Genomic DNA, 21,260 nt, shown 5'->3' with positions numbered 1-21,260 from the left:
GCGCATGACAGCGCACCTGCAAGCCTGAGTTAAATTCTGCTTATTTATGCAAACCACATTCTTTACTATCGCGGCTCTCCCACCACCAGCGGCCAGCCCGAATATCCTCGCCCACTTTTACCGGACGCGTACACGGCTCACAGCCAATGCTCGGATAGCCCTGCATATACAATGCATTTACCGGCAGTTGCTTCGCTTCGGCATAAGCCCACACATCAGTTTCCAGCCAATCAGCCAGCGGATTGTATTTGTCCATCTCATGGGTCTGATCTTGCTCAACCAATGCCAGCTCGGCACGGGTGCTGGACTGCTCGCGCCGCTGTCCCGTAATCCATGCATCTGCATCACTGAGTGCACGGTTGAGCGGTTCGATTTTGCGGATATGGCAACATTCGCGCCTCAGAGCAACACTGTCATAGAAAGCCAGCTTGCCATGTGCAGCCACATACGCATCAACAGCCGCCTCATCTGGCCGATATTCAACAATTTGGATACCCCAGTGCTGGCCGGCGGCGTCTAACAACTGACAGGTTTCACTATTGAGCGCACCAGTATTAAGGGTAAATACCTCTACAGGCAGCTGCGCGCGCGCAATCACATCGGTAATCACCATGTCTTCAACGGCCAGACTAGAAGCAAATTTAACGTGCTGATGCTGGCTGACAATCTGCTCTAAACGGTTTTGTAGTTCGGCAGTAAGTACCGGCAAGCGTTGGGTGGCGGCCGCATCATGCGGTGGGCTCCACAAGCGGGGGCGCAACATATTCTTTTACGTTCCTGAAAGCACAATTTATTAATGCCAGCAACTGTTTAAGCAGCTTACTGTCTGTCTGATTCAGATAGTAGCAAGCGTAGCCTGCGGCAAGGAAAGAATAAAAATTTCTTTCTTTATAACCAAATTTCCGTCCCGTACACGGCCAATACAGATATAACCGCCAACGATTTGGTTAGAAAAAATGCTTCTTTTTCAGCCACACAGCCGCACTTATAAGATAGCGTGCACACAACAAAGACAAACCAACATGAATCACTACCCCATATTTACTCAATTACACCAGCGCAAAGTGTTACTGGTGGGCGGCGGACAGGTGGCCGAACGCAAGGCCAGTGCCCTGTTACAGGCTGGAGCTCAACTAAAGGTGGTGGCACAGCAAACCACCAGCCGTTTTCAGGATTGGTTTGCCGCACAGCAAGCCGAACACATCGCCACAGAATTTAGCCCTGCGCTGCTAAGTGGTGTGTTTCTGGTAGTGGCCGCTACTAACGACCCTGCCTTAAATCGGCAGGTATTTCTGGCAGCCGAAGCAGCGGCAACATTCTGCAATTGTGTCGACCAGCCGGCATGTTGTTCGTTTATCGTGCCGGCATTGATTGATCGCAGTCCAATACAGGTGGCCATAAGCAGCGGCGGCCACGCACCAGTGTTGGCGCGGCTGATTCGTCAGCAAATAGAAAAGCTACTGCCGTTTTCAGTCGGCAAAGCAGCTGCGCTGGCCGGACGCTGGCGGACACAGGTAAAACAAACCTTGCAGCATTTGAGCGAACGCCGCCGCTTCTGGGAGCAATTATTTCAGCACAGCCGCTTTTCCCAGTTTGTGGCCAGTGGTGATGAAAAGGCAGCAGAATCGCTGTTGCAGCAGCAGCTAAATGCCCATCAGCCCCTACCACAGGGTGAAGTGGTGCTGGTTGGTGCCGGCCCAGGTGATGCCGGTCTGCTAACTTTGCACGCCTTACAGGCACTTCAGGCAGCAGATGTAGTTTTATATGATGCATTGGTATCGGCAGAGGTACTTGAGCTGGTACGCCGCGATGCCCTAAGAATCAGCGTTGGCAAGCGCTGCGGCAACCATCAGGTACAACAGAAACAGACCAATGAACTGCTGGTAAAGTGGGCACAGCAAGGTAAACGTGTTGCGCGCCTAAAAGGCGGTGATCCTTTTGTGTTCGGCCGTGGTGGTGAAGAATGTGCGGTATTACAGGCAGCGGGAATTCCTTTCAGAGTCATTCCTGGCATCAGCGCCGGTTTAGGCGCCACTGCCTACGCAGGCATCCCGCTTACCCATCGCGATTATGCCCAGAGTGTGCTGTTTATAACCGGCCACCAGCAGCTGGCTGCACAGTCACATGGCTGGCACACACTGGCTGGTGCTCAGCAAACACTGGTCATTTATATGGGTACCCTCACAGCGGCGGAAATCAGCCGCCAGCTGATTGCCCACGGACGAGCCGCCACCACACCAGTAGCAATCATCTCGCAAGGCACACTACCACAGCAAACCGTATCAACCGGACAGCTTCACCAGCTGGCCTCACTGGCACAGCAAGCTGCCACACCGGCATTGATTGTGATTGGTGAAGTAGTCAGTCTGCGCCAGCAGCTGGAATGGTTTCAGCCCAGCAGTGCACACGAAAGCGTAGCAGCCGCTTAGTATCAGCGCCTACAGCAAGCACAAAAAAAACAGCACTTGTGTAACAAGTGCTGTTATCCTCTTGGCCGGAATCGTTCAATCTGTTACTGCCGCAGACTGCGCATAATTATTCAATCCAACTTCTTCAATCAGATCAAGCTGCGTACCCAGCCAGTCTAAATATTCCTCATTCACCGCTTTTTGCTGTTCAAGCAAATCACGTGACACAAAATCCAGCTGGTTTTCACACACAGCTATGGCGTCAGCCAGAGCAATGTGTTTGGCCTGCTCTGCCCGTTGGTCACACTGTAGAATCTCAGTAATATTCTCACCCACCAGAATTTTGCCGTATTCCTGTAGATTCGGCAGACCTTCCAGAAGCAGGATACGCTCAATCAGCGCGTCTGCGCTCTTCATATCGCGAATCGAATGCTTATACAAAGCCTCACCCAGCTCATTAAAACCCCAGTTGCGCAAAATACGCGCATGCAGAAAATACTGATTGATGGAAACCAACAACAAACCCAGATTTTTATTCAATGCCTGTATGGCCAAACGATCTCCCTGCATATCGTTCTCCTTACAGCTGGCTTTGCAGATAATTGGGCAAGCCCATCACCTCAATTTGGCGCAACTGTTGTTCTAGCCAGTGTGCATGGTCTTCTTCCGTATCTTTCAGCTGAGCCACCAGAAACTGACGCGTCACATAATCCTGCTCCTGCTCACATAGCTTAATCGCGTCTTTTAAATTCTGGCGCACGCTTAGCTCAGTAGCCAGATCATTTTCCAGCATGCTGACTACATCCGTGCCCACATTAATCGCATCCGGTACCATTTCCGGTTTGCCGTTCAGCATCAGAATACGGTGAATAAACTGGTGCGCATGGTCGGTTTCTTCCTGCATCTCATGGTCTATGCGCTGAAACAGCTTCATATAACCCATATCCTCATACATCCGCGAATGGGCAAAATACTGGTCACGCGCGGCCAGCTCTCCTGCCAGTAAACGGTTTAAACAATCCAATACAACCTTTTTGCCTTCCATGTTTGCATCCTTTTTACTCAAAACTGCTGCATCTTACTCACTAAGCAGTTGTGATGAATCACTAAACCATTACCGACCTGACGCGACAAGCATCAAGCGCAGATAACTATTTAATGAAAAATTATGTCTGTTATTTTCTACCCGTGAGCAGCGTATTTGTCTTGCTTCTTAAGCAAAAAAACACTGTCGGATAGTAACTTATACGTAGAGGATAAATATCCTGCACCAATATTTTCTGCAGTCTGGGGTTGCAGGCTAAAATTAACCTGCAACCCTTTTCCCCCTTAAACAGTTGCACTAAATCAGGTGTTAAAATCACATTACCCTAACCAATACAACTGTTTGGACTTATCATAACATTAAATATCGTGACTATTTTTAATCTAAATAAGACTAATTTTCATAATAATTAATCGAAAAAATCAAAAATTAACAGAAAATTCCATAAAAACATAGCATTAAAACAATAATGGTTATCACACTTTATTAGAATCATTCAACTAAACCATCACAGACGGCAAATTTATAATAAAATTTATATAAATTAACATAATTTCACACTTAGTCTGCATCCTTAGCGGTCACAATATATAGGATCAACAAGCAATTAGCGTAAAACATAACCATTTTCATTCCGTCCTGCTCAATATTTTAGCCAGCCTTTTATTCCCTTTTCAACGAGATCAATTATTTCTTTAGCATCATCATTAATCCTGCCTGTAGCAACAACCTTTCAGTAGAGCTTATAAATCAGCACAGTCACATCCAAAACAGCTACCTGCCTTTTATTTCGGCAGGAAATCTAGGCACCTACTCCTGAACACAGCTTGCAGCGCGTACTGCTGACACATGCTTCCCTCTTATCCAGTCCTAAAGTGAATTGCGGCAAAAAGGAATATCACTACTACTTCTTCACTCCGAATTTAGCCTCGCGATGAAAAATATAAATATCACAAATGAATATTTGTACACACCAATTGCAAAACTAATATGGTTTTCACTCGCAGAAAAAAATAAAAATCCGTACTAAAACTCATTTTACTGCCGGTATTACACCGGTACAGAAACCGAATTTCAGTACGAATTTATTAGAAAAAGACAAACAACAAAATGTCTTACAGCAAAATACCGCCGGTCACACCATAAACCTGAGCAGTTACATAGCTGGATTCATCCGACATCAGGAAAACATAAGTAGAAGCCAGTTCGGCAGGCTGGCCGGCACGGCCAAGAATAGATTCGCTCTGACCGAATTTCGGTATAGCTTCAGCCGGTTGACCGCCGGTAATTTCCAGAGCAGTCCAGATAGGGCCGGGAGCCACTGAGTTCACGCGAATTCCTTTAGCAGCAACCTGTTTAGCAAGACCCTGCGTAAAAGCCACAATAGCGGCCTTTGTAGAGGCATAATCTATCAGATTCGGGCTAGGTTCATAAGCCTGTACAGAGCTGGTGGTCACAATAGTGGCACCGGCAGGCAAATGCGGCATTGCAGCCTGAATCACCCAAAAAAGAGAGAAAACATTAATTTCGAATGTTTTTTTTAATTGTTCCGTACTGATATCACAAAACCGCTCAACAGCCGTCTGCTTACCAGCCACCAAAGTCAGACCATCCAGACCGCCTAACTGCTGATGCGTTTTTTCTACTAACTGTTTGCAGAAATGCTCATCACTTAAGTCACCCGGCAGGCATACAACCTTGCGGCCGGCTTCCTGTACCAGTGCTGCAACCTGTTTAGCATCCTCTTCTTCTTCCGGCAGATAATTAATCGCCAGATCCGCACCTTCACGCGCATACGCTATGGCAGCAGCACGACCAATACCGGAATCGGCACCCGTTACCAAAATCTTGCGTCCACACAAACGGCCATGACCTTCATAGCTTTTTTCACCACAATCAGGTACAGGGTCCATTCTGCTTTGCAGGCCGGGCGCTGGCTGACGTTGTTTGGCATAATCCTGATGGTAGTACTTGGTTTTAGGATCTTGTAAACCTTCTTGATGCTTCATGATACATCTCCTTGTTTAACAATGCTTTATCCAGATGGAACAGCAAAACCATCATACGACAGATTATGAAACAGAAAAGAAAACTACTTGTAATTTATGTCAATATTCTAGTTAAAATTTATTAATCTCAATGGCTTGAGAACGAAAAGACAAATCATGCAAAACAGGTAGGCAAAACAAATGCAAGACAGTACCTATACTGTCCTGCATGTATACTGCCTAGGCTGATATCAGAAGCGATGCGTATACGAAACACCAGCAATATGTGCATGCGAACGGTAATCCGCCTCACCACGCACATTACTCGACACGTGTGCCCCATCATCCTGCTGATTCATTTGCGTATGCTGGATATGCAGATAAGCATACGACACCGCCACCGTATCCTTTTTATTCACATCATATTTAGCACCAGCGCCAAACAGCCAGCGATTACCATCTGGAATCGTAGACAGCCGTGTAGACGAATTGCGTACCGGCGACTGATCATAATTCACACCAAAACGCCATTGCAGTCGTGGGGTTTGCTGATACGAAGCCCCTACACCAACAGCATAGGTATCACGCCAGTTGGTCGCAATATGCGTGGTATGCGAAGTAGTACCATGCACCGGATCAATCGCCTTATCATTTTCAAAATTGATATCCAGCTCATGCAGGCGTGAAGAACGCGTCCAGCTCACATTACCAAATAGATTCCATTGTGGATTCACTTTCCACATTCCGTGCACCGATACCACTTCCGGCGTGGTAATTTGCACCTGCGCCCCTTCCAGCTCTTTAAAACCAAACTGCGCAAACAGCGGCGCATACTGTTTTGCATACTTTCCTACCGGCTGCCAGCGCGCCGTACCATGCAGATGCTGATTAATCTTAGAGCGATAGCTCACACCCACCCGCACATCATCATTCACATCCCATAGCCAACCCGCATTGAAACCATAGCCCCAGTCATTACCTTTTACCGTAGCACGAGCATCAAATGCACCTGGCGCCCGCTGATGCAGCATCGCTGGAGGAATCCCAGACTGCGCACTGCCTACCGGCGTGAAATCAGCGTATTTCTGCACTTCTGCATGCAGATACTGCGCGATCAGCCCCACACCCAGCGAATGTCGGTCATTGATTTTAAAAGCCACAGCCGGATTGATATCCAGTGCCTTTACATTGGTTTTATTTACGTTATAGCGCAACACCGAAGCGGAACTATCATTGGTTCTGGCCGCATACGGTATATAAACACCCAGCCCCACACCCCATCGTTCATTCAGCCGATGAGAAAAATACAGCTGCGGCACCAACTGAGCCGTATTGGCAATATTACCGTGTTCCGGACCACTGACAGCAGAGCCATCCGAAAACGTTCCTCGCGCATTCTTATATTTAATATCCGGTTTAATCACAAACAGATTAGTATCAATCTGCGTACCCTCCACATGCACCAAGCCAGCCGGATTACTAACAATCGTCGTAGCATCAACAGCTTCAGCCGCTGCCGCATTACCGGATGCTACCGACGTCACCGACTGCAAACCCAAATGATATCCGGAAGCCAAAACAGGAGAACTCAAAACTGCGGCACTGATCACAACAGCGCTCATTTCAAACACAACTGGCAAACGTCTTGTCATTATGTCTTTTCTCAAAAAGCAGAAAATAAAAAAGACCTTTTCACAAGGTCAAAATTAAAAATAAAAATCAAATTCGAGTGTTTATTCTAACCCAAAAAAACTTTCATTGCCGTTTACCGTCCTTACAATTATTCAGATAAATTAAATTGCTTATATCTGAATACAATTATTTTTTACCCTAAATGCATCATCAATCCAACTTTTATTAAGAAACACAACTGAAAATCAATATCTTTCAGCATTCTAAAATATCTCTCTATCCCAATCACAAATGAATAAAAAATAACAGGCACCACCCATTCCATTGATAGAAAATATCAGAACGCCATATAATTGCTTTATTCAGCCTTCTATTGAAATATAGATGCTGCGCTTCTTCTGCCGGCCTCTGGCTTTGTATGACAGCTTTCGCGGCAAACAAACAATTACCGCGTACAGAATAAATATTTACTGGTCATGCATTCATGTGCTAAAGCTTGCTCCGGATGCACTGCTGCCACGGCCATTTACACCGCTTCTGCTTTTGCCCGACTTTGCAATCATTAAATATTTTTTATACATAACATCCAGCAAATAAGCGGCATCAATCAGCCATACTGTCTACCTCTTTGCATTCGTTTTTAACAAGCTGGTCGCAGCATCTGCTGGTTTTCTAAGCAGAAACATCTACCAGACAGCCATTTACAGCAGCACACAGCAATGGTTACACTGTCACATTATTATCTGTTCTCATGGTAAGACAACAATGTTTCAACGCTTGAAACGCACCTGGCCGTTAATGCTGCTCTGGCTGGATTTGATTTACAGTTTCATCCTGAATATTGGTGCCAGCGTCTCACTAGAACAAACACCTGCATCAGGCAACAGCTTACCCCTATCACCGGATATTGCCTTCAGCTGGCTACAGGTTATCGCCAACGGCGGCATGGTACTGACTCTTAGCTTCGCCTTCATCGTTCTGCTGCAACTTAACCGCGCCATGCAGCAGCATCAATTCTGGCCGCTCACACCCGTCCGCATTGCCGCTTTACTGATTGTGCTCGCGTTTAGCCTGCCCGCATGGTGGCAATGGCTATGGGCAGGATGGGCACTGGCTCACGGGCAAATGGTTGTAGAATGGCACAATTTGCGCTACCTCATCGTTTCCATTCTCTTGCTTTATCCTGCCTATCTTTGCCTGCGCTTAATGTGGATACGCAACCGGCAACATACCCGCAAGCCAGATTCTGGCCATATCAATAGTCCTGATCAAATGCCGCCATCAGCCTAAATTTCGGTTTCCGCCCGCCCCATTAGCCAGTTCATTGGCCAATATAGGGTAAAATATGCGCCAGAAATTCAGCAGCGGATTAAAATTGCATGGACACACAATCTCTTACCACCCTGATTAACAGCATCACCCTGCCAGACAGCAACCGGACACTCGGTAGTGAACAAGCTGTCCGCAACGTTATCATCGACAACGACGGCATCCACCTTGAGCTCGTCTTTCCCTATCCAGTTGCCCACCTCATTCACGAGCTGCAACAGCGCATCGATCACGCCATCACCGCCAAATTCGGCGACAAGCCCCTGTTCGTAAAGGTACAGCTGGACATCGGCACGCATAAAGTTCAGCCCGGCGTCCAAACCATAGCCGGCGTTAAAAACATCATTGCCGTCGCTTCCGGCAAAGGCGGCGTCGGCAAATCCACCACCAGTGCCAATCTGGCTGTAGCTTTAAGCCGCATGGGCGCACGCGTTGGCGTGCTTGATGCCGACATTTACGGCCCCAGCCAGCCAACCATGTTTGGCGTTGCCGGACAAGAACCGCGTCAGCATCAGGGTAAAATGATACCGATCATGGCTACGGGTGAGATTCAGGTAATGTCCGTCGGCTTTCTCGTCGATACCGATCAGGCCGTCATCTGGCGTGGCCCTATGGTCAGTCAGGCTTTACAGCAACTCCTGTTTCAAAGCCAATGGGATGATGTAGACTACCTAATTATTGACCTGCCGCCCGGTACCGGCGACATCCAGCTAACACTGGCACAGAAAATACCCGTAACCGGCGCCGTCGTCGTTACCACACCTCAGGATGTAGCCTTAATCGACGCACGCAAAGCCGTCAACATGTTTCAGAAAGTTAACATTCCCATTTTCGGCGTACTCGAAAACATGTCCGTCCATATCTGCTCCCACTGCGGACATACCGAATCCGTATTTGGACACAACGGCGGCAAGGAACTAGCACACAACCTCGGTGTTCCCCTGCTCGGCCAATTACCACTTACCTTATCCGTCCGCGAAGCCATGGATAACGGTCAGGCCTACGCACTAGCAGAGCAAAATCCGCAAATTGCTGCCCTGTACCAGCAGGCAGCATGGCAGCTGGTACAGGCATTGGCCGATCAGGGCAAAGACTATAGCCAGCGTTTTCCAAAAATCGTGGTCGAATAAACCGCAGAAAAAGATACTTTCACCAAACCATGCGATAATATTCACATTGATTGTGAACACACAGCCACAAATAAATCCTGCTTGCATCCGGCCATGCAGCAGACCAGCCCCTTAAACCAAACCATTGTTATCAGCAAAACAATGGCCATGCCATTTTATGAACACACCGTTTTGGCCTTTACTGGCCCTGCTTGCCGATGGTCTGGCGCATGAAGTACAGACACTGGCAAAAACCCTGAACTGCAAAATACCCCAGCTCAACGCAGCCTGGCAGGAAATGCCTGCCCACATCCAATGTCTTCTGCGTCAGCGCAATGGCGTCTGGCAGCTTACCAAAACACTGGCATTGATACCCGAAAACACCTTCAATCACTGCGCGCGCCAGTACGGCTTTGAACCGCATCTGCTGGCTCAGACCACCTCCACCAACACCATTCTACTGGAACAGGTACGCCACGCACCCATAGACAGCCCACCACAAATCTATCTGGCCTACGAACAAACAGCCGGACGCGGCCGTCAGGGCAAAGCATGGCAAAATCGCATTGGCGAATGCCTGATGTTTAGCCTGAGCTGGACATTCCAGCGCCCACAAGCCGAACTTGGCGGACTGGCACTTATCGTAGCAGTGGCCATCTCCCAGACCCTGCGCGAACTCGGCATCCCCGCTCAAATCAAATGGCCCAATGACCTGATGCTGGACAACAGCAAACTTGGCGGCATCCTGATTGAAACCGTCACTCATCAGCAACAAACCACCGCTGTTATCGGCATTGGCCTCAACTTCAGCATCCCCGATCAGGTTGGTACCGCCACCGCCATCCTGTCCCTGCTACCGCAGGCACAAGTCAGCCGAATTTTTCAGGGCATTCTTGCCAAACTGGCTCAATTCCTGCCCCGCTTCAATCAGCATGGGCTCAGCCCATTTCTGGCTGATTACAATCAATTACATCGCGATCAGGGACGGCTGGTACATCTGCTGACAGGCGGACGCACACTAGCCGAAGGCACTGTCAGCGGCATCGCTCCTTCCGGTGCTCTGTTGCTACAAACTGCCAACGGAGAACAAAGTTTTGTCAATGGCGAAATCAGCCTGCGCCCAGGTGCAGCAGCTACCGAAACCCAAAACGCCACCCAAAAACGCTGCCTGCTACTGGATGCAGGCAACAGCAAGCTTAAATGGGCATGGGTAGAAAACGGCTGCATACTCAGCTATGGCAAAGCCGCCTATTATGATCTGCAACCCCTCATACAAGACTGGGCCAAAAAGGGCTGCGGCACAGAACGCATCATAGGCTGCGCGGTCTGTGGAGAAGCTCGCCAGCAGCAAATTGCCGCCATTCTGCCACAACCGGTACTGTGGCTGCCTTCCATGCCTGAAGCCCTCGGTATCTGCAATCATTACCGCAATCCTGCCGAACACGGTGCCGACCGTTGGTTTAATCTCATCGGCAGCCGGCGATACACCAAACAGGCATGTGTTGTGGTCAGCTGTGGCACAGCTGTCACAGTTGACGCTCTTACCGACACCAATCATTACCTCGGCGGCAGCATCCTGCCGGGATTTCATTTGATGAAAGAAGCATTATCCAGACGTACCGCCAACCTCAACCGCCCGCTCGGCAAAGCCTATGCTTTCGCCACCACCACCCCAAATGCTATGGCCAGCGGCATCATGGATGCCGTCTGCGGCGCCATCGTCCTCATGCATGAGCGCCTGCAACAGAAAATCGGCACTGGCAAACCGGTTGACATCATCATCACCGGCGGTGGAGCCAATAAAGTAGCACAGGCCTTACCCAATACATTTGTCTTAGACAACCGCATTGAAATTGTGGATAATTTAGTGCTTTACGGTTTACTCAACTGGGTTGAATACGCATGAAATGGCTGTTTGCAATCTTGGTAGCATTAAATATCATCGTTTTCGGCAGCATGATAGCCGGCAAACTGGTACACGGTATTTCAGCTTCTCCCGCTGCGTCCGGCGCCACCAGCGCAGCCACTGATACCATCGCACCGGCCAGCCCCGACATCAGCGTGCGCCGTGCTACCGATACAACAGCCGCTGCCGGTAGCGCTGTACCTGCTGCGAAAGCTGCCAGCAAGACCGAAACCACCACTGCCGGCAAACAGAAAAGCGACACTGCCGACAACTCCGACAAAACTACCGCTGCACCAGCCAGCACCTGTACCGCCACCGTTACCCTCCCCGAAGACGACTTTCACCGCATCAAAGGCTTGCTCAACCACTGGCCGTTTACCACCAGCCGCTTCATAGAACAAGTAAACGCACCGGCTCGAACCCGTACCACACCCGCACCCACCCGTTACATGGTAGCGCTTTCATCCAGTGGCGATAGCACCACTCGTGCCCGTCTTCAGGAGCAGGGCTTCGACTATGGCATCAATCAGGGCAGAGTCAGCTTAGGTGTATTCAACCGGAGGGAAGATGCGGAAGGATTGATGGCACGCGCCAAAATGCAAGGATTCAGTGATGCCTTCATTACCACATTGGGTGGCAGTAGCGACAGTGATTCAGGCAACACCCCCACAAGCATAGCCAAAATGCGCGTTGTATTCAGCGGCGTAGACAACTCAGCCATGAACGACATCAACGCCATTACCGGCCGCTACGGCCGCATGCAGCGCAGCGGTAACTGTCACTAAGCCGGCACTATCCATTAGAGGCTTCATGAGCACCCGTGCCGTAATCCTGAAAAACATCTCTGCCAACCTCCTGCTGCAACTGATCACCGCATTGGGCGGCTTTATTCTGCCGCCCCTGATTGTAGTAACTTACGGCTCAGCCACCAACGGCATGCTCGCATCCGTTAAACAGTTCATTGCCTACCTCACCTTGCTGGAAGCTGGCATCGGTGCGGCCGCCATCGTCGCCCTGTATCAGGCACTTACTGCCCATGACAACCAGCTCCGTAACCGCATCCTCGCCGCAGCCCATCATTTTTACCGGATTTCCGGTAGCCTGTTTGCCGTCGCCCTAGTAGTACTGGCCACCCTGTTTGCATGGCTTACCCGCCATGAAATCAGTGCCAACCTGACCTTTTGCATCGTACTGGTCATGGGTGCCGCCAACATCCTTGATTTCTTCTTTTTCGGCAGCTACCGCGCCCTCCTTACCGCAGACCAGAAAACCTACATCATCTCCGGTATACAAGCAGTCAGCATTCTCGCCAACATCGCCGTCTGCTACTGGCTCATACGCGCCGGTTACAGCATCCTGAGCGTACAGACAGCATCTACCCTGATACAAGCTGCAAAATTCCTCCTCTACCGCCGTTATGTCCGCCATCACTACTCCGGCCTAAACCAGCACTACGACAAACACCATCCCTACCACCTGCAACAAACCTGGGACGCCCTCACCCATCAGCTCACCGGCCTGCTTATCTTCAGCTCGCCACTGGTACTCATTTCACTATTCCTGTCCCTAAAAGACGCCAGTATTTACGCCGTTTATGCCCTCATTTTCGGCGCCATCAAAATGGCATTGCAATCCTTGTCACAAGGCATGCAGGCCATATTCGGCCATAGCCTCAGCACCAATCCCGCACAGACCCGCCACAACTTCTGCCGCTACAATCGCCTCTTCATGTGTTTTCTCGGCTGGGTCTACACCTGCACTGGCCTACTGCTGGCACCGTTCATACAGCTTTACACCCACAACATGACCGATGCCAATTACCACCAGCCCCTACTTGCCATCCTATTTCTATTTGTCGGCATCATCGAAAACAGCCGAATTCCAGCCATGACCATCATCATGGCCGCCGGCCGCTACAAAGCCACCAAACCACAAGCCCTGCTTGAAGCCGGCATCAACATCACCTGTTCCCTGTGTTTCATCCAGATATGGGGCAGCGCAGGTATTCTACTGGCCGCACTCATCTCATTTCTGTACCGTAGCACCGAAATGCTCCATTACAGCTGCCGCCATATCCTCTCCCTGTCCTTCAGCCGTCCACTCATATTATGGCTGGTCATATTCATCACCATCGCCGTAGCCATCAGCATCGGCTGGCAGCCCATTAGCAACATCAGCGTGCACAACTATCTCGACTGGATTAAACTGAGCCTCATCACCGGCCTGATTGCAGCCTTACCCTTCAGCTTCCTCCTATTGCTCATTTACCGCCGGCCCGTCCAATGATACCCAAACTCATACACTACTGCTGGTTCGGTCCACAGCCATTACCCACCACCACCCAGCGCTATCTGCACAGCTGGCGCCAGTATCTGCCCGACTACAAGCTCCAGCTGTGGAACGAACAAAACTTTGACTATCAGGCCAATCCCTACGCACGCACTGCCTATGCCGCCGGCAAATACGCTTTCGTCGCCGACGTGTGCCGCATTCAGGCACTGTATCAGCAAGGTGGTATCTATCTGGATACCGACGTCCAAATGGTTGCCTCATTCGACCCCTTCCTACATCACCACTGCTTCACCGGCTTCGAACAAGGCATGAATCCCTACACCCGCCAGCTCACCTGCAACCCGCAGGCCGGCGTAATGGGATGTGAGGCCGGCAGCGCCTTGATGCACGACATCTGGCAACAATACCAGCAGCTCGAATTCAACCCACAGCAGCTCATCACCATCAACCAAATATTCAAACAGCTATACCAGCAGCACGGCATCATCCTCAACAACCAGATGCAGGAAATTCCAGACTACGTCTGCGTCTATCCCAGCGACTACTTCATGGCCAAAAACGCCTATACCCATGAACTAAACCGCACCAGCAACACAGTCTGTATCCATCACTACGATGGCAGCTGGCTAAGCGACAGCAAACACACCGACCAGATCAAACGCCTTCTACTCAATCTACTGCGCACCACCCTCGGCGCCAGCAACAGTCAAAAACTCATCGCCCTGCTCAAACGGAAACTTCGATGAATACCAGCTCAGACCATACCCCTATTGACTTTGTCCTGCCTTGGGTAGATGGCGGCGATCCCGCATGGCTGGCCGAAAAAAACCGCTGGCTGCCACAGCATCAGGGGCACAGCGACGCCATCAGCAACAACCGCTATCAAGATTTCGGCACCTTGCGCTACGTTTTACGTTCCATCGAGCAAAACTGCCCGTGGTATCACAAAATCTATCTGATTACCGCCAACCAGCGCCCACACTGGCTACAAACCAACCACCCGAAAATTGAAATCGTCAGCCATCAGCAGCTTTTTATCAGACCCCGGCACCTGCCCGTATTCAACTCATCCGCCATCGAGATGAATCTGGTCAATCTCAAGGGCCTGAGCGAGCACTTCGTCTACCTCAATGACGACACTGTCATCCTTCGTCCCACCCCGCGCGAGCGCCTATTTCAATATGGCCTGCCCGTCGACTTCCTTTGCCATGGCTGGCTCAAGCGCGGAACCCTCTTCAGCCGTCTGCGTGGCCAAAACAGCTGGGTAGATGCCCTCAACAACAACATCCGCCTCATCAACCGTAAATTTCAGCCAGCCAGCCTCAGCAAACAACAGCTTTTCGCCAGCAGCTACAGCCTGCGTGAAAAAATTAGCAACATCCTGCTCAAATATTTTTACCGTCATTACTTCTGGTTTGCTCACTGGCATCTACCCCAGCCCTATACCCGCCATACCCTGCAAGAAGTCTACCAGCACTTCGCCCCCGAAATTCTGGCCAGCACGGCCAACCGCTTCCGTGCTCCAAACGACCTCACTATCTACCTCAACCGTTACTGGCAACTGGCCAGCGGTGCTTTCATCCCGCACAAATATAACGATGGGTACGTACGCAACATCAGCAATCTTGCCGACCTTAACCATGCCATCGACCACTTGAATCAGCATCCCGAAATCCGCTTTGTCTGCCTCAACGACACCTGCACCAGCCCAAACAGCAACGAAGTAGCTCAGCTTATCCACGCGCAGCACACCTTCTACCAGCACCACCTCCCCAATCCGGCGTCATTCGAACTGAACAATAGCTAGACCCAGCTGTAACAGACACAAATGTAAAAAAATCAATACCAATCCTTGATTTTTCAGCACAACCCCACAGCACCCAGCAGGCAGCAGTCACCAGACAACATTGTTGCGATATAATAAACAAATCTTGACAAACCACCGGCATACCTGCCACTGCTGCCAAGCCAATGAATACGCAACCCTTTTCCGTTTTGCTCTCACTGTATGCACAGGAACAGCCACACTGGCTCAGTGCCTGTTTCGACAGCCTGTGCACGCAGAGCATACAGGCAGAAGAAATCATCGTCGTACTCGACGGCCCCATCGGCAGCAACCTGCAACAGGTACTCAGCCAATACCAAACCCGCCTGCCCCTGCACATCATCCCGCTGCCTCAGCATGTTGGCCTTGGCCACGCCCTCAATGCCGGCCTCAAATACTGCCGGCATGAATGGATTATGCGCATGGATACGGACGACATCTGTGCACCCGAGCGCTTTGCCCGCCAGTGGGCATACATCCAACAGCACCCCGATATCGCCTTCTTCAGCGGCCAGATAGCAGAATTCAACACCACCCCTGAACACACCAGCACCGTGCGGCAGGTACCCCTTAGCAACAATGCCATCAGACACTATGCCCAATGGCGAAACCCCATTAACCACATGGCTGTTGCCTACCGCAAAAGCGCCGTACTTGCCGTAGGCGGCTACCAGCACCACCAGTGGATGGAAGACTACAACCTGTGGCTACGCTTGCTTGCCGCCGGCTATCAGACTGCCAACCTACCTGAAATCCTCGTTTACGCCCGTGCTGGCCACAACATGCATGCACGCCGGCGCGGACTGAGCTACCTCAGCAGCGAATGGCAATTGCTGCGCCTTAAACGCCGCCTCCGCAGCCAGCCCTTACTGCCAGCACTCAGCTGTTTTGCCCTGCGCGGCAGTAGCCGCCTATTGCCTACCAGCATGCTCACCCACCTCTACCAACATTTGCGCCTGAATAAATAAACCCACTATCATGCGAAGTTTACTGTCCTATAAAAGCCGCCTCTTTTTCGGTTCCCTGCTGGTCATGCTACTCCCTCTGGCCATCATGGAGCCCATCAAAGGCTTCTCACAAGGCCGAGCCGCTTTCATTACCAGCATCATCCTTGCCGGCATCGCCCACCTACTCAACACAAAATCTCTGTCCGTATTCAGCAACTTTCCCGGCCGCAAATCCGCCGTTATCGCCCTGCCACATACCTTCTTCTGGTTTTTCGGCATGTGGATGGCAGCCAAATTCTTCAACCTGCCCTACACCGTATGGTTCCTATTCATGGCCGGCTGCCTATCCCTCTTCCTGTGCATCGCCTACATCTACTACCGCAACAAATTTATCACCACCTATGCCTATTTACCCTACGGCCGCGCCATTAACGCAGATCAGCTACCCAACGTTAACTGGATCAAACTCACCAGCCCTGATCTCCCCGTAGCCACAAATATCAACGGCATCGTAGCTGACTTGCACGAACCCGAGCTTGACCACCATTGGCAAAAATTTCTCGCCAGCCAGACCCTCGCCGGCATGCCCGTATACAATATTCGCCAAGTAGAAGAATTCCTCACCGGCCGCGTTAAAATTCATCATCTGTACGAAAACGACCTAGGTTCACTCCTACCCTCACCAACCTATGTACTGATAAAACGCTTAGCCGATATCCTACTTATTCTTTTGTCTTGTCCCATTACCTTACCAGTAATGCTTGTCACAGCCATCGCCATCAAACTTGAAAGCCCCGGTAGCGTTCTCTTTCGGCAAAACCGTGTCGGCCGCGGCGGCCATGAATTCTGCATATACAAATTCCGCAGCATGTGCAGCGATTCCGAAAAAAATGGTGCCCAGATGGCGCAACTAGGCGATAGCCGCGTTACCCGCATCGGCCATATCATCCGCAAAACCCGCATCGACGAATTGCCCCAGTTCTGGAACATTCTCAAAGGCGACATGAGCCTCATCGGCCCCCGTCCCGAACAAAAAATATTTGTCGACCGGTTTATTCAAGAAATTCCCTTTTACGACTACCGCCACATCGTCAAACCTGGCATCTCCGGCTGGGCTCAGGTCACACAGGGCTATGCCGCCGACACCGAACAAACCCAAATAAAAATCGAGCATGATTTTTACTACATCAAGCACTTTTCCTTTTCCCTCGACATCCTTATCTTCTTTAAAACCCTCAAAACCATGCTCACCGGCTTCGGAGCTCGTTGATCAAACAAAATATAAAAATGCCATCCATCAACTTTATATTCTAGATAATCAAAATTAAGAAAATTAATTTTTATCACCAAAAGGAAACAAAAAATGTTTAAACCTAATAGCGTCATTGTTTATGTTAAAAATGTTGATATTAGTACAGAATTTTACACAAAAATACTAGGGCGTCCTCCTATTAATACTTATCCTGGCTTCGCTGTATTTTTATTGAAAGATAATTTTATTTTAGGGCTACAAGAGGCTGATAAAATAACGCCAAAGGCACCCAATCATTACGGTGGTTTTGAGTTGTCATTTAATGATGTAACAAAAAATGATGTAGATGAAATTTATTCGATATGGAAGGAATTAAACGTCAAAATTGAACTTGAACCACAAATGCTCGATTTCGGATACACATTTGTAGGAAATGATCCAGATGGTCATCGACTTCGTGTTTGTGCTACCGACACTTCAAAGTTTGAATAAAAATTATCTTAAGAAATTAAAACAATGGGGGATTCATTATGTAGCCATTATTTATGATGAATTCATTTGATTAAAAAAGTATAGTTGATTACAGGAGCATCTCGTGGCTTGGGTTGCGCTTGGCAAAATCTGCTCTGGCTCGAGGTGATTTGGTAATTGGTGTTGCAAAAAATATTAATAATTTAGATGTACTAAAACAAGAATATTCCTCAAATTTCATTTCAGGCAGAAGGGTGTTATTAGTGAAGCATCAAGTAAAAGAAGGCATTAAATTATATAAAAGAATCGAAGTAGTAAATTGGTAGCATTCCAGCTCAGAAGTAAAATAGTGCAATTTGTTTGCAAACAGGCATAACTCAACAGACCAAAAACAAATTAAATACAAAAAGCATAAAAATAAAGCTAAAACCTATTTTTATATAATGATCCGTATAATCAATTGATACATAAAATCATATAATTACACAATTATCAATTTTTGATTGCTTGTATAGTATTAATTTTAAAATAAAATACCAAATATCGAGTACCGAACCAGAAAAAATAGAATTTTTTTATTAAAAATAATAATATACAAAAATTATTAAAATATTTAGCAATCAAATTAAAACAAATTTATTTTGGAGAAATTATGTATGACATAGCTATAGTTGGATTTGGGGCGACTGGAGTTAGTTTAATCAAGCAGATACAAGATGAAATATATTCTCTTAATCTAGATAAACCTAAAATTGCTATAATGAACCCTTTAAATAGCTTTGCCACAGGCCACGCTTTTGGCGATGCTGACAGCATTCATAAAGTTAACACCATTCCTAATTTATTGCCAGTTTCATCCTATGAACCTGACAGCTTTTATCACTGGTTGAAAAAAAATAAAATTATTACAGATAACTACCCAGCCAGACTACAATTTTCTCGGTTTCTATCCCAGCTTTATCATCAAATAAATTCCGCTGATACACTTCACATTACAGAATTTCATAGCTCAGCTACCTCCATAGCCAAAGCAAAAGATAAATTTGTTATTGAAGATAGCAACCATCAAATTATACATTCAAAAACAGTCGTAATGTGCCTAGGTGCCAAATCTTCAGATAATTTTCCACAATTTTCGACACAAAAAGGATTTATCCGTCATTTTAAAGAATATGACGATACTGACGGTAAAATCCTGATTGCTGGCACTAGCCTAACAGCAATAGATGCTTTTAGATATGCTTATAGTAAGGGAAATCAAGATATTAACTTATTTTCAAGAAAAGGTTATTTACCTACCTGCATAAGCAACAGCAACCAATATCACCCTGTATATTTAACCTGGCAAAATATCATAATAAACACTAAAAAATCTGGAGATATACTGAACACATTCATACATTTACTGAATAAAGAGATGGGTCAATTAAAAGTAGTAGGAGAATTCAGACAAGCCATGAATCTTTTACAACATGGGAAACATCAAGATTATTTTGAATTTTTACTGCACCGTGCCCAAGAAGGGAATCTTCCTTGTCAGGATATACTGGTTAGCACAAGACCCTATATGCATAAAATCTGGGCTTTGATGAATATCAAACAAAAACAGAAATTTATAAACACTTTAGGATCAATTTGGGCTGCATGGCGCCATCCTGTTCCACAAAAGGTATTCGAAGAAATACATGAAGCTATCATAAATAACAGATTAAAATTTCATAAACTGATATCCGCTCCTACATTTAAAAAAAATAAATATATAATTTCAACGAAAAAAGGCACAATCAGTTCAGGAACATTCTGGGATGCGACTGGTGGCGGAAATAATCTCACTCTTATGAAAGATAGCTTATTAAGCTCTCTCAAAGAAAAAAATCTTATTGAACCTTGTCAAAGTGGTGGCATCAACATAAATGTCTCTACTATGGAATGCATCGTTAACAATCAAGCCGTAAAGGGGCTATATAATCTAGGCCCATTAAATAAAGGATGTTTGTTTTCAACTAACGCCTATTGGTTTAATACCCAATGTGCGAACATTGTAGCGAAAAATATAATTCGACAGCTTTCATTAGCGGAACAAAAGGAAAACATATGAACTTTTTCCTACCACTAATTTACTTGCTGTGTGGTTTGATCGCAGGGAAAACAAGCTTTGATTTCAAACCACTACTTTCAAAGCTACTGACCAAATTCATTATCCCTATTGTCATCATCTATAATATAGCCACTAACTTTAGCAGTATGAGTGTCGTGCTTGTCACCACTATCATTATGATGACTTTGATGCTATTGCTAGGAAAAATATTTAAAATCAACCCTGTTGATAATCTATGCTTCACTTACCTAAATATTGGCTGGCTGGGTCTACCCATAGCCGCCTCCCTTTTCGGTAATCAGGCCGCCACTATTTTTATTTCTGCCTATATCGGCAGTTCCATTATTGGCAACTCACTTGGTGCATGGCTACTTACAGGTATCAGATTTAATATACGCAAACTAATTCAAATGCCTCCTGTAATTGCGCTAATAATTGGAATAATGCTTTTACCATATAGCAGACAGATTGATTTAGAATTCAAGTTTATCTATAACATAGCTAAATTTTTAATGAGTTTTTTGGGTATGGCTGTACTTGGCATGTGGTTAGCCAAAGCCAAAATTACCTTAAAAGATCTGCGTACCACTCTTTTTTTATTCCTAAAAAAAGTCGCCGGTTATTGTGGAATCATAACCATCTTGCTGGCCTTTGCACATCTATTCAAACAAAATCTTATTTTGCAAAACAGTCTAGCACTTTATTTGTTTTGCTTACTTCCCCCTGCGGCAAATATCATCGTATTAGAAACTCATTATTTAGGTACCGGCCGCTCAGTTAAGCCCATCTCCTGTGGAACCTGTATTAGTGTCATAGCTATTAGCATTTATTCTTTATGCATAATAATCATTAAACATATTACCTAATCAACTAAAGCAACCAACAGCTATCTGCGTTTGGATCTGAACTTTAAAAGCCTAATAATGATATATTAATAATTAACTTGCTTATTCAATTT

Annotated in this window: 19 protein-coding genes; 14 read left to right on the top strand and 5 right to left on the bottom strand. The window is 47.4% G+C overall.

Going from position 1 to position 21,260, the window contains the following annotated elements:
- Positions 1–40: 40 nt before the first annotated feature.
- Positions 41–763 carry a phosphoadenylyl-sulfate reductase gene (locus BHC43_RS04495; RefSeq protein WP_100156644.1) on the bottom strand — a complete coding sequence of 241 codons (723 nt, stop codon included), beginning with the start codon at positions 761–763 and terminating at the stop codon, positions 41–43.
- 259 nt (positions 764–1,022) lie between these two features.
- Between BHC43_RS04495 and cysG the strand changes: the two genes are divergently transcribed.
- Complete coding sequence (gene cysG / locus BHC43_RS04490; RefSeq protein ID WP_100156643.1) at positions 1,023–2,429, top strand: siroheme synthase CysG; 1,407 nt, start codon at positions 1,023–1,025, stop codon at positions 2,427–2,429.
- A gap of 75 nt (positions 2,430–2,504) precedes the next feature.
- On the opposite strand, the gene bfr (BHC43_RS04485) is transcribed toward cysG, so the two are convergent.
- The 4 genes from bfr (BHC43_RS04485) to BHC43_RS04470 all read right to left on the bottom strand — a co-directional run bounded on the left by bfr (BHC43_RS04485) (position 2,505) and on the right by BHC43_RS04470 (position 7,093).
- A complete protein-coding gene (gene bfr / locus BHC43_RS04485; protein ID WP_100156642.1) occupies positions 2,505–2,978 on the bottom strand; it encodes a bacterioferritin in 474 nt (157 codons plus the stop codon).
- 10 nt (positions 2,979–2,988) lie between these two features.
- On the bottom strand, positions 2,989–3,453 hold the full coding sequence (gene bfr / locus BHC43_RS04480; protein WP_100141077.1) for a bacterioferritin: 465 nt from the start codon (positions 3,451–3,453) through the stop codon (positions 2,989–2,991).
- Positions 3,454–4,568: 1,115 nt separating this feature from the next.
- Positions 4,569–5,462, bottom strand: coding sequence for an SDR family oxidoreductase (locus BHC43_RS04475; protein WP_100156641.1), 894 nt, complete (start codon positions 5,460–5,462; stop codon positions 4,569–4,571).
- A gap of 230 nt (positions 5,463–5,692) precedes the next feature.
- A complete protein-coding gene (locus BHC43_RS04470) occupies positions 5,693–7,093 on the bottom strand; it encodes an OmpP1/FadL family transporter (protein ID WP_100156640.1) in 1,401 nt (466 codons plus the stop codon).
- Between the two features lie 745 nt (positions 7,094–7,838).
- Here BHC43_RS04470 and BHC43_RS04460 point away from each other — a divergent pair.
- The 13 genes from BHC43_RS04460 to BHC43_RS04400 all read left to right on the top strand — a co-directional run bounded on the left by BHC43_RS04460 (position 7,839) and on the right by BHC43_RS04400 (position 21,168).
- Positions 7,839–8,363 carry a hypothetical protein gene (locus BHC43_RS04460; protein WP_257377985.1) on the top strand — a complete coding sequence of 175 codons (525 nt, stop codon included), beginning with the start codon at positions 7,839–7,841 and terminating at the stop codon, positions 8,361–8,363.
- A gap of 89 nt (positions 8,364–8,452) precedes the next feature.
- Complete coding sequence (gene apbC, locus BHC43_RS04455; RefSeq protein WP_100156638.1) at positions 8,453–9,532, top strand: iron-sulfur cluster carrier protein ApbC; 1,080 nt, start codon at positions 8,453–8,455, stop codon at positions 9,530–9,532.
- A gap of 157 nt (positions 9,533–9,689) precedes the next feature.
- The gene (locus tag BHC43_RS04450; protein WP_100156637.1) at positions 9,690–11,417 is read left to right on the top strand and encodes a biotin--[acetyl-CoA-carboxylase] ligase; all 1,728 of its coding nucleotides are present in this window, start codon (positions 9,690–9,692) and stop codon (positions 11,415–11,417) included.
- Positions 11,414–12,202, top strand: a complete 789-nt coding sequence (locus BHC43_RS04445) for a hypothetical protein (protein ID WP_100156636.1) — start codon at positions 11,414–11,416, stop codon at positions 12,200–12,202. Before BHC43_RS04450 ends, BHC43_RS04445 begins: the two co-directional genes overlap by 4 nt.
- A 25-nt stretch (positions 12,203–12,227) precedes the next feature.
- Positions 12,228–13,703, top strand: a complete 1,476-nt coding sequence (locus BHC43_RS04440; protein WP_100156635.1) for a lipopolysaccharide biosynthesis protein — start codon at positions 12,228–12,230, stop codon at positions 13,701–13,703.
- On the top strand, positions 13,700–14,455 hold the full coding sequence (locus BHC43_RS04435; protein ID WP_100156634.1) for a glycosyltransferase family 32 protein: 756 nt from the start codon (positions 13,700–13,702) through the stop codon (positions 14,453–14,455). Before BHC43_RS04440 ends, BHC43_RS04435 begins: the two co-directional genes overlap by 4 nt.
- Entirely contained in the window at positions 14,452–15,516 is a 1,065-nt protein-coding gene (locus tag BHC43_RS04430) for a stealth family protein (protein WP_100156633.1), read from the top strand. Before BHC43_RS04435 ends, BHC43_RS04430 begins: the two co-directional genes overlap by 4 nt.
- A gap of 164 nt (positions 15,517–15,680) precedes the next feature.
- The gene (locus tag BHC43_RS04425; protein WP_100156632.1) at positions 15,681–16,502 is read left to right on the top strand and encodes a glycosyltransferase; all 822 of its coding nucleotides are present in this window, start codon (positions 15,681–15,683) and stop codon (positions 16,500–16,502) included.
- A gap of 10 nt (positions 16,503–16,512) precedes the next feature.
- The gene (locus BHC43_RS04420) at positions 16,513–17,751 is read left to right on the top strand and encodes an exopolysaccharide biosynthesis polyprenyl glycosylphosphotransferase (protein ID WP_100141067.1); all 1,239 of its coding nucleotides are present in this window, start codon (positions 16,513–16,515) and stop codon (positions 17,749–17,751) included.
- 93 nt (positions 17,752–17,844) lie between these two features.
- The gene (locus BHC43_RS04415) at positions 17,845–18,225 is read left to right on the top strand and encodes a VOC family protein (protein WP_100156631.1); all 381 of its coding nucleotides are present in this window, start codon (positions 17,845–17,847) and stop codon (positions 18,223–18,225) included.
- Positions 18,226–18,344: 119 nt separating this feature from the next.
- On the top strand, positions 18,345–18,530 hold the full coding sequence (locus BHC43_RS04410) for a hypothetical protein (RefSeq protein WP_144078735.1): 186 nt from the start codon (positions 18,345–18,347) through the stop codon (positions 18,528–18,530).
- Positions 18,531–18,856: 326 nt separating this feature from the next.
- Positions 18,857–20,302, top strand: coding sequence for an FAD/NAD(P)-binding protein (locus BHC43_RS04405; protein WP_100156629.1), 1,446 nt, complete (start codon positions 18,857–18,859; stop codon positions 20,300–20,302).
- Positions 20,299–21,168 (top strand): permease, encoded by an 870-nt coding sequence (locus tag BHC43_RS04400; RefSeq protein WP_100156628.1) that lies wholly within the window; start codon positions 20,299–20,301, stop codon positions 21,166–21,168. The genes BHC43_RS04405 and BHC43_RS04400 overlap by 4 nt, the downstream gene beginning before the upstream one ends.
- Positions 21,169–21,260 lie beyond the last annotated feature (92 nt).

It is taken from the genome of Snodgrassella alvi (genome assembly GCF_002777855.1).
Taxonomy (GTDB): Bacteria; Pseudomonadota; Gammaproteobacteria; order Burkholderiales; family Neisseriaceae; genus Snodgrassella; species Snodgrassella alvi_E.
This window is presented reverse-complemented; position numbering and strand designations above follow the sequence as displayed.

What these genes read in the sequence shown, in the direction of transcription:
- BHC43_RS04495 (WP_100156644.1), bottom strand. Translation starts at nt 763, where the DNA reads ATGTTGCGCCCCCGCTTGTGGAGCCCACCGCATGATGCGGCCGCCACC.
- cysG (WP_100156643.1), top strand. Translation starts at nt 1,023, where the DNA reads ATGAATCACTACCCCATATTTACTCAATTACACCAGCGCAAAGTGTTA.
- bfr (WP_100156642.1), bottom strand. Translation starts at nt 2,978, where the DNA reads ATGCAGGGAGATCGTTTGGCCATACAGGCATTGAATAAAAATCTGGGT.
- bfr (WP_100141077.1), bottom strand. Translation starts at nt 3,453, where the DNA reads ATGGAAGGCAAAAAGGTTGTATTGGATTGTTTAAACCGTTTACTGGCA.
- BHC43_RS04475 (WP_100156641.1), bottom strand. Translation starts at nt 5,462, where the DNA reads ATGAAGCATCAAGAAGGTTTACAAGATCCTAAAACCAAGTACTACCAT.
- BHC43_RS04470 (WP_100156640.1), bottom strand. Translation starts at nt 7,093, where the DNA reads ATGACAAGACGTTTGCCAGTTGTGTTTGAAATGAGCGCTGTTGTGATC.
- BHC43_RS04460 (WP_257377985.1), top strand. Translation starts at nt 7,839, where the DNA reads ATGTTTCAACGCTTGAAACGCACCTGGCCGTTAATGCTGCTCTGGCTG.
- apbC (WP_100156638.1), top strand. Translation starts at nt 8,453, where the DNA reads ATGGACACACAATCTCTTACCACCCTGATTAACAGCATCACCCTGCCA.
- BHC43_RS04450 (WP_100156637.1), top strand. Translation starts at nt 9,690, where the DNA reads ATGAACACACCGTTTTGGCCTTTACTGGCCCTGCTTGCCGATGGTCTG.
- BHC43_RS04445 (WP_100156636.1), top strand. Translation starts at nt 11,414, where the DNA reads ATGAAATGGCTGTTTGCAATCTTGGTAGCATTAAATATCATCGTTTTC.
- BHC43_RS04440 (WP_100156635.1), top strand. Translation starts at nt 12,228, where the DNA reads ATGAGCACCCGTGCCGTAATCCTGAAAAACATCTCTGCCAACCTCCTG.
- BHC43_RS04435 (WP_100156634.1), top strand. Translation starts at nt 13,700, where the DNA reads ATGATACCCAAACTCATACACTACTGCTGGTTCGGTCCACAGCCATTA.
- BHC43_RS04430 (WP_100156633.1), top strand. Translation starts at nt 14,452, where the DNA reads ATGAATACCAGCTCAGACCATACCCCTATTGACTTTGTCCTGCCTTGG.
- BHC43_RS04425 (WP_100156632.1), top strand. Translation starts at nt 15,681, where the DNA reads ATGAATACGCAACCCTTTTCCGTTTTGCTCTCACTGTATGCACAGGAA.
- BHC43_RS04420 (WP_100141067.1), top strand. Translation starts at nt 16,513, where the DNA reads ATGCGAAGTTTACTGTCCTATAAAAGCCGCCTCTTTTTCGGTTCCCTG.
- BHC43_RS04415 (WP_100156631.1), top strand. Translation starts at nt 17,845, where the DNA reads ATGTTTAAACCTAATAGCGTCATTGTTTATGTTAAAAATGTTGATATT.
- BHC43_RS04405 (WP_100156629.1), top strand. Translation starts at nt 18,857, where the DNA reads ATGTATGACATAGCTATAGTTGGATTTGGGGCGACTGGAGTTAGTTTA.
- BHC43_RS04400 (WP_100156628.1), top strand. Translation starts at nt 20,299, where the DNA reads ATGAACTTTTTCCTACCACTAATTTACTTGCTGTGTGGTTTGATCGCA.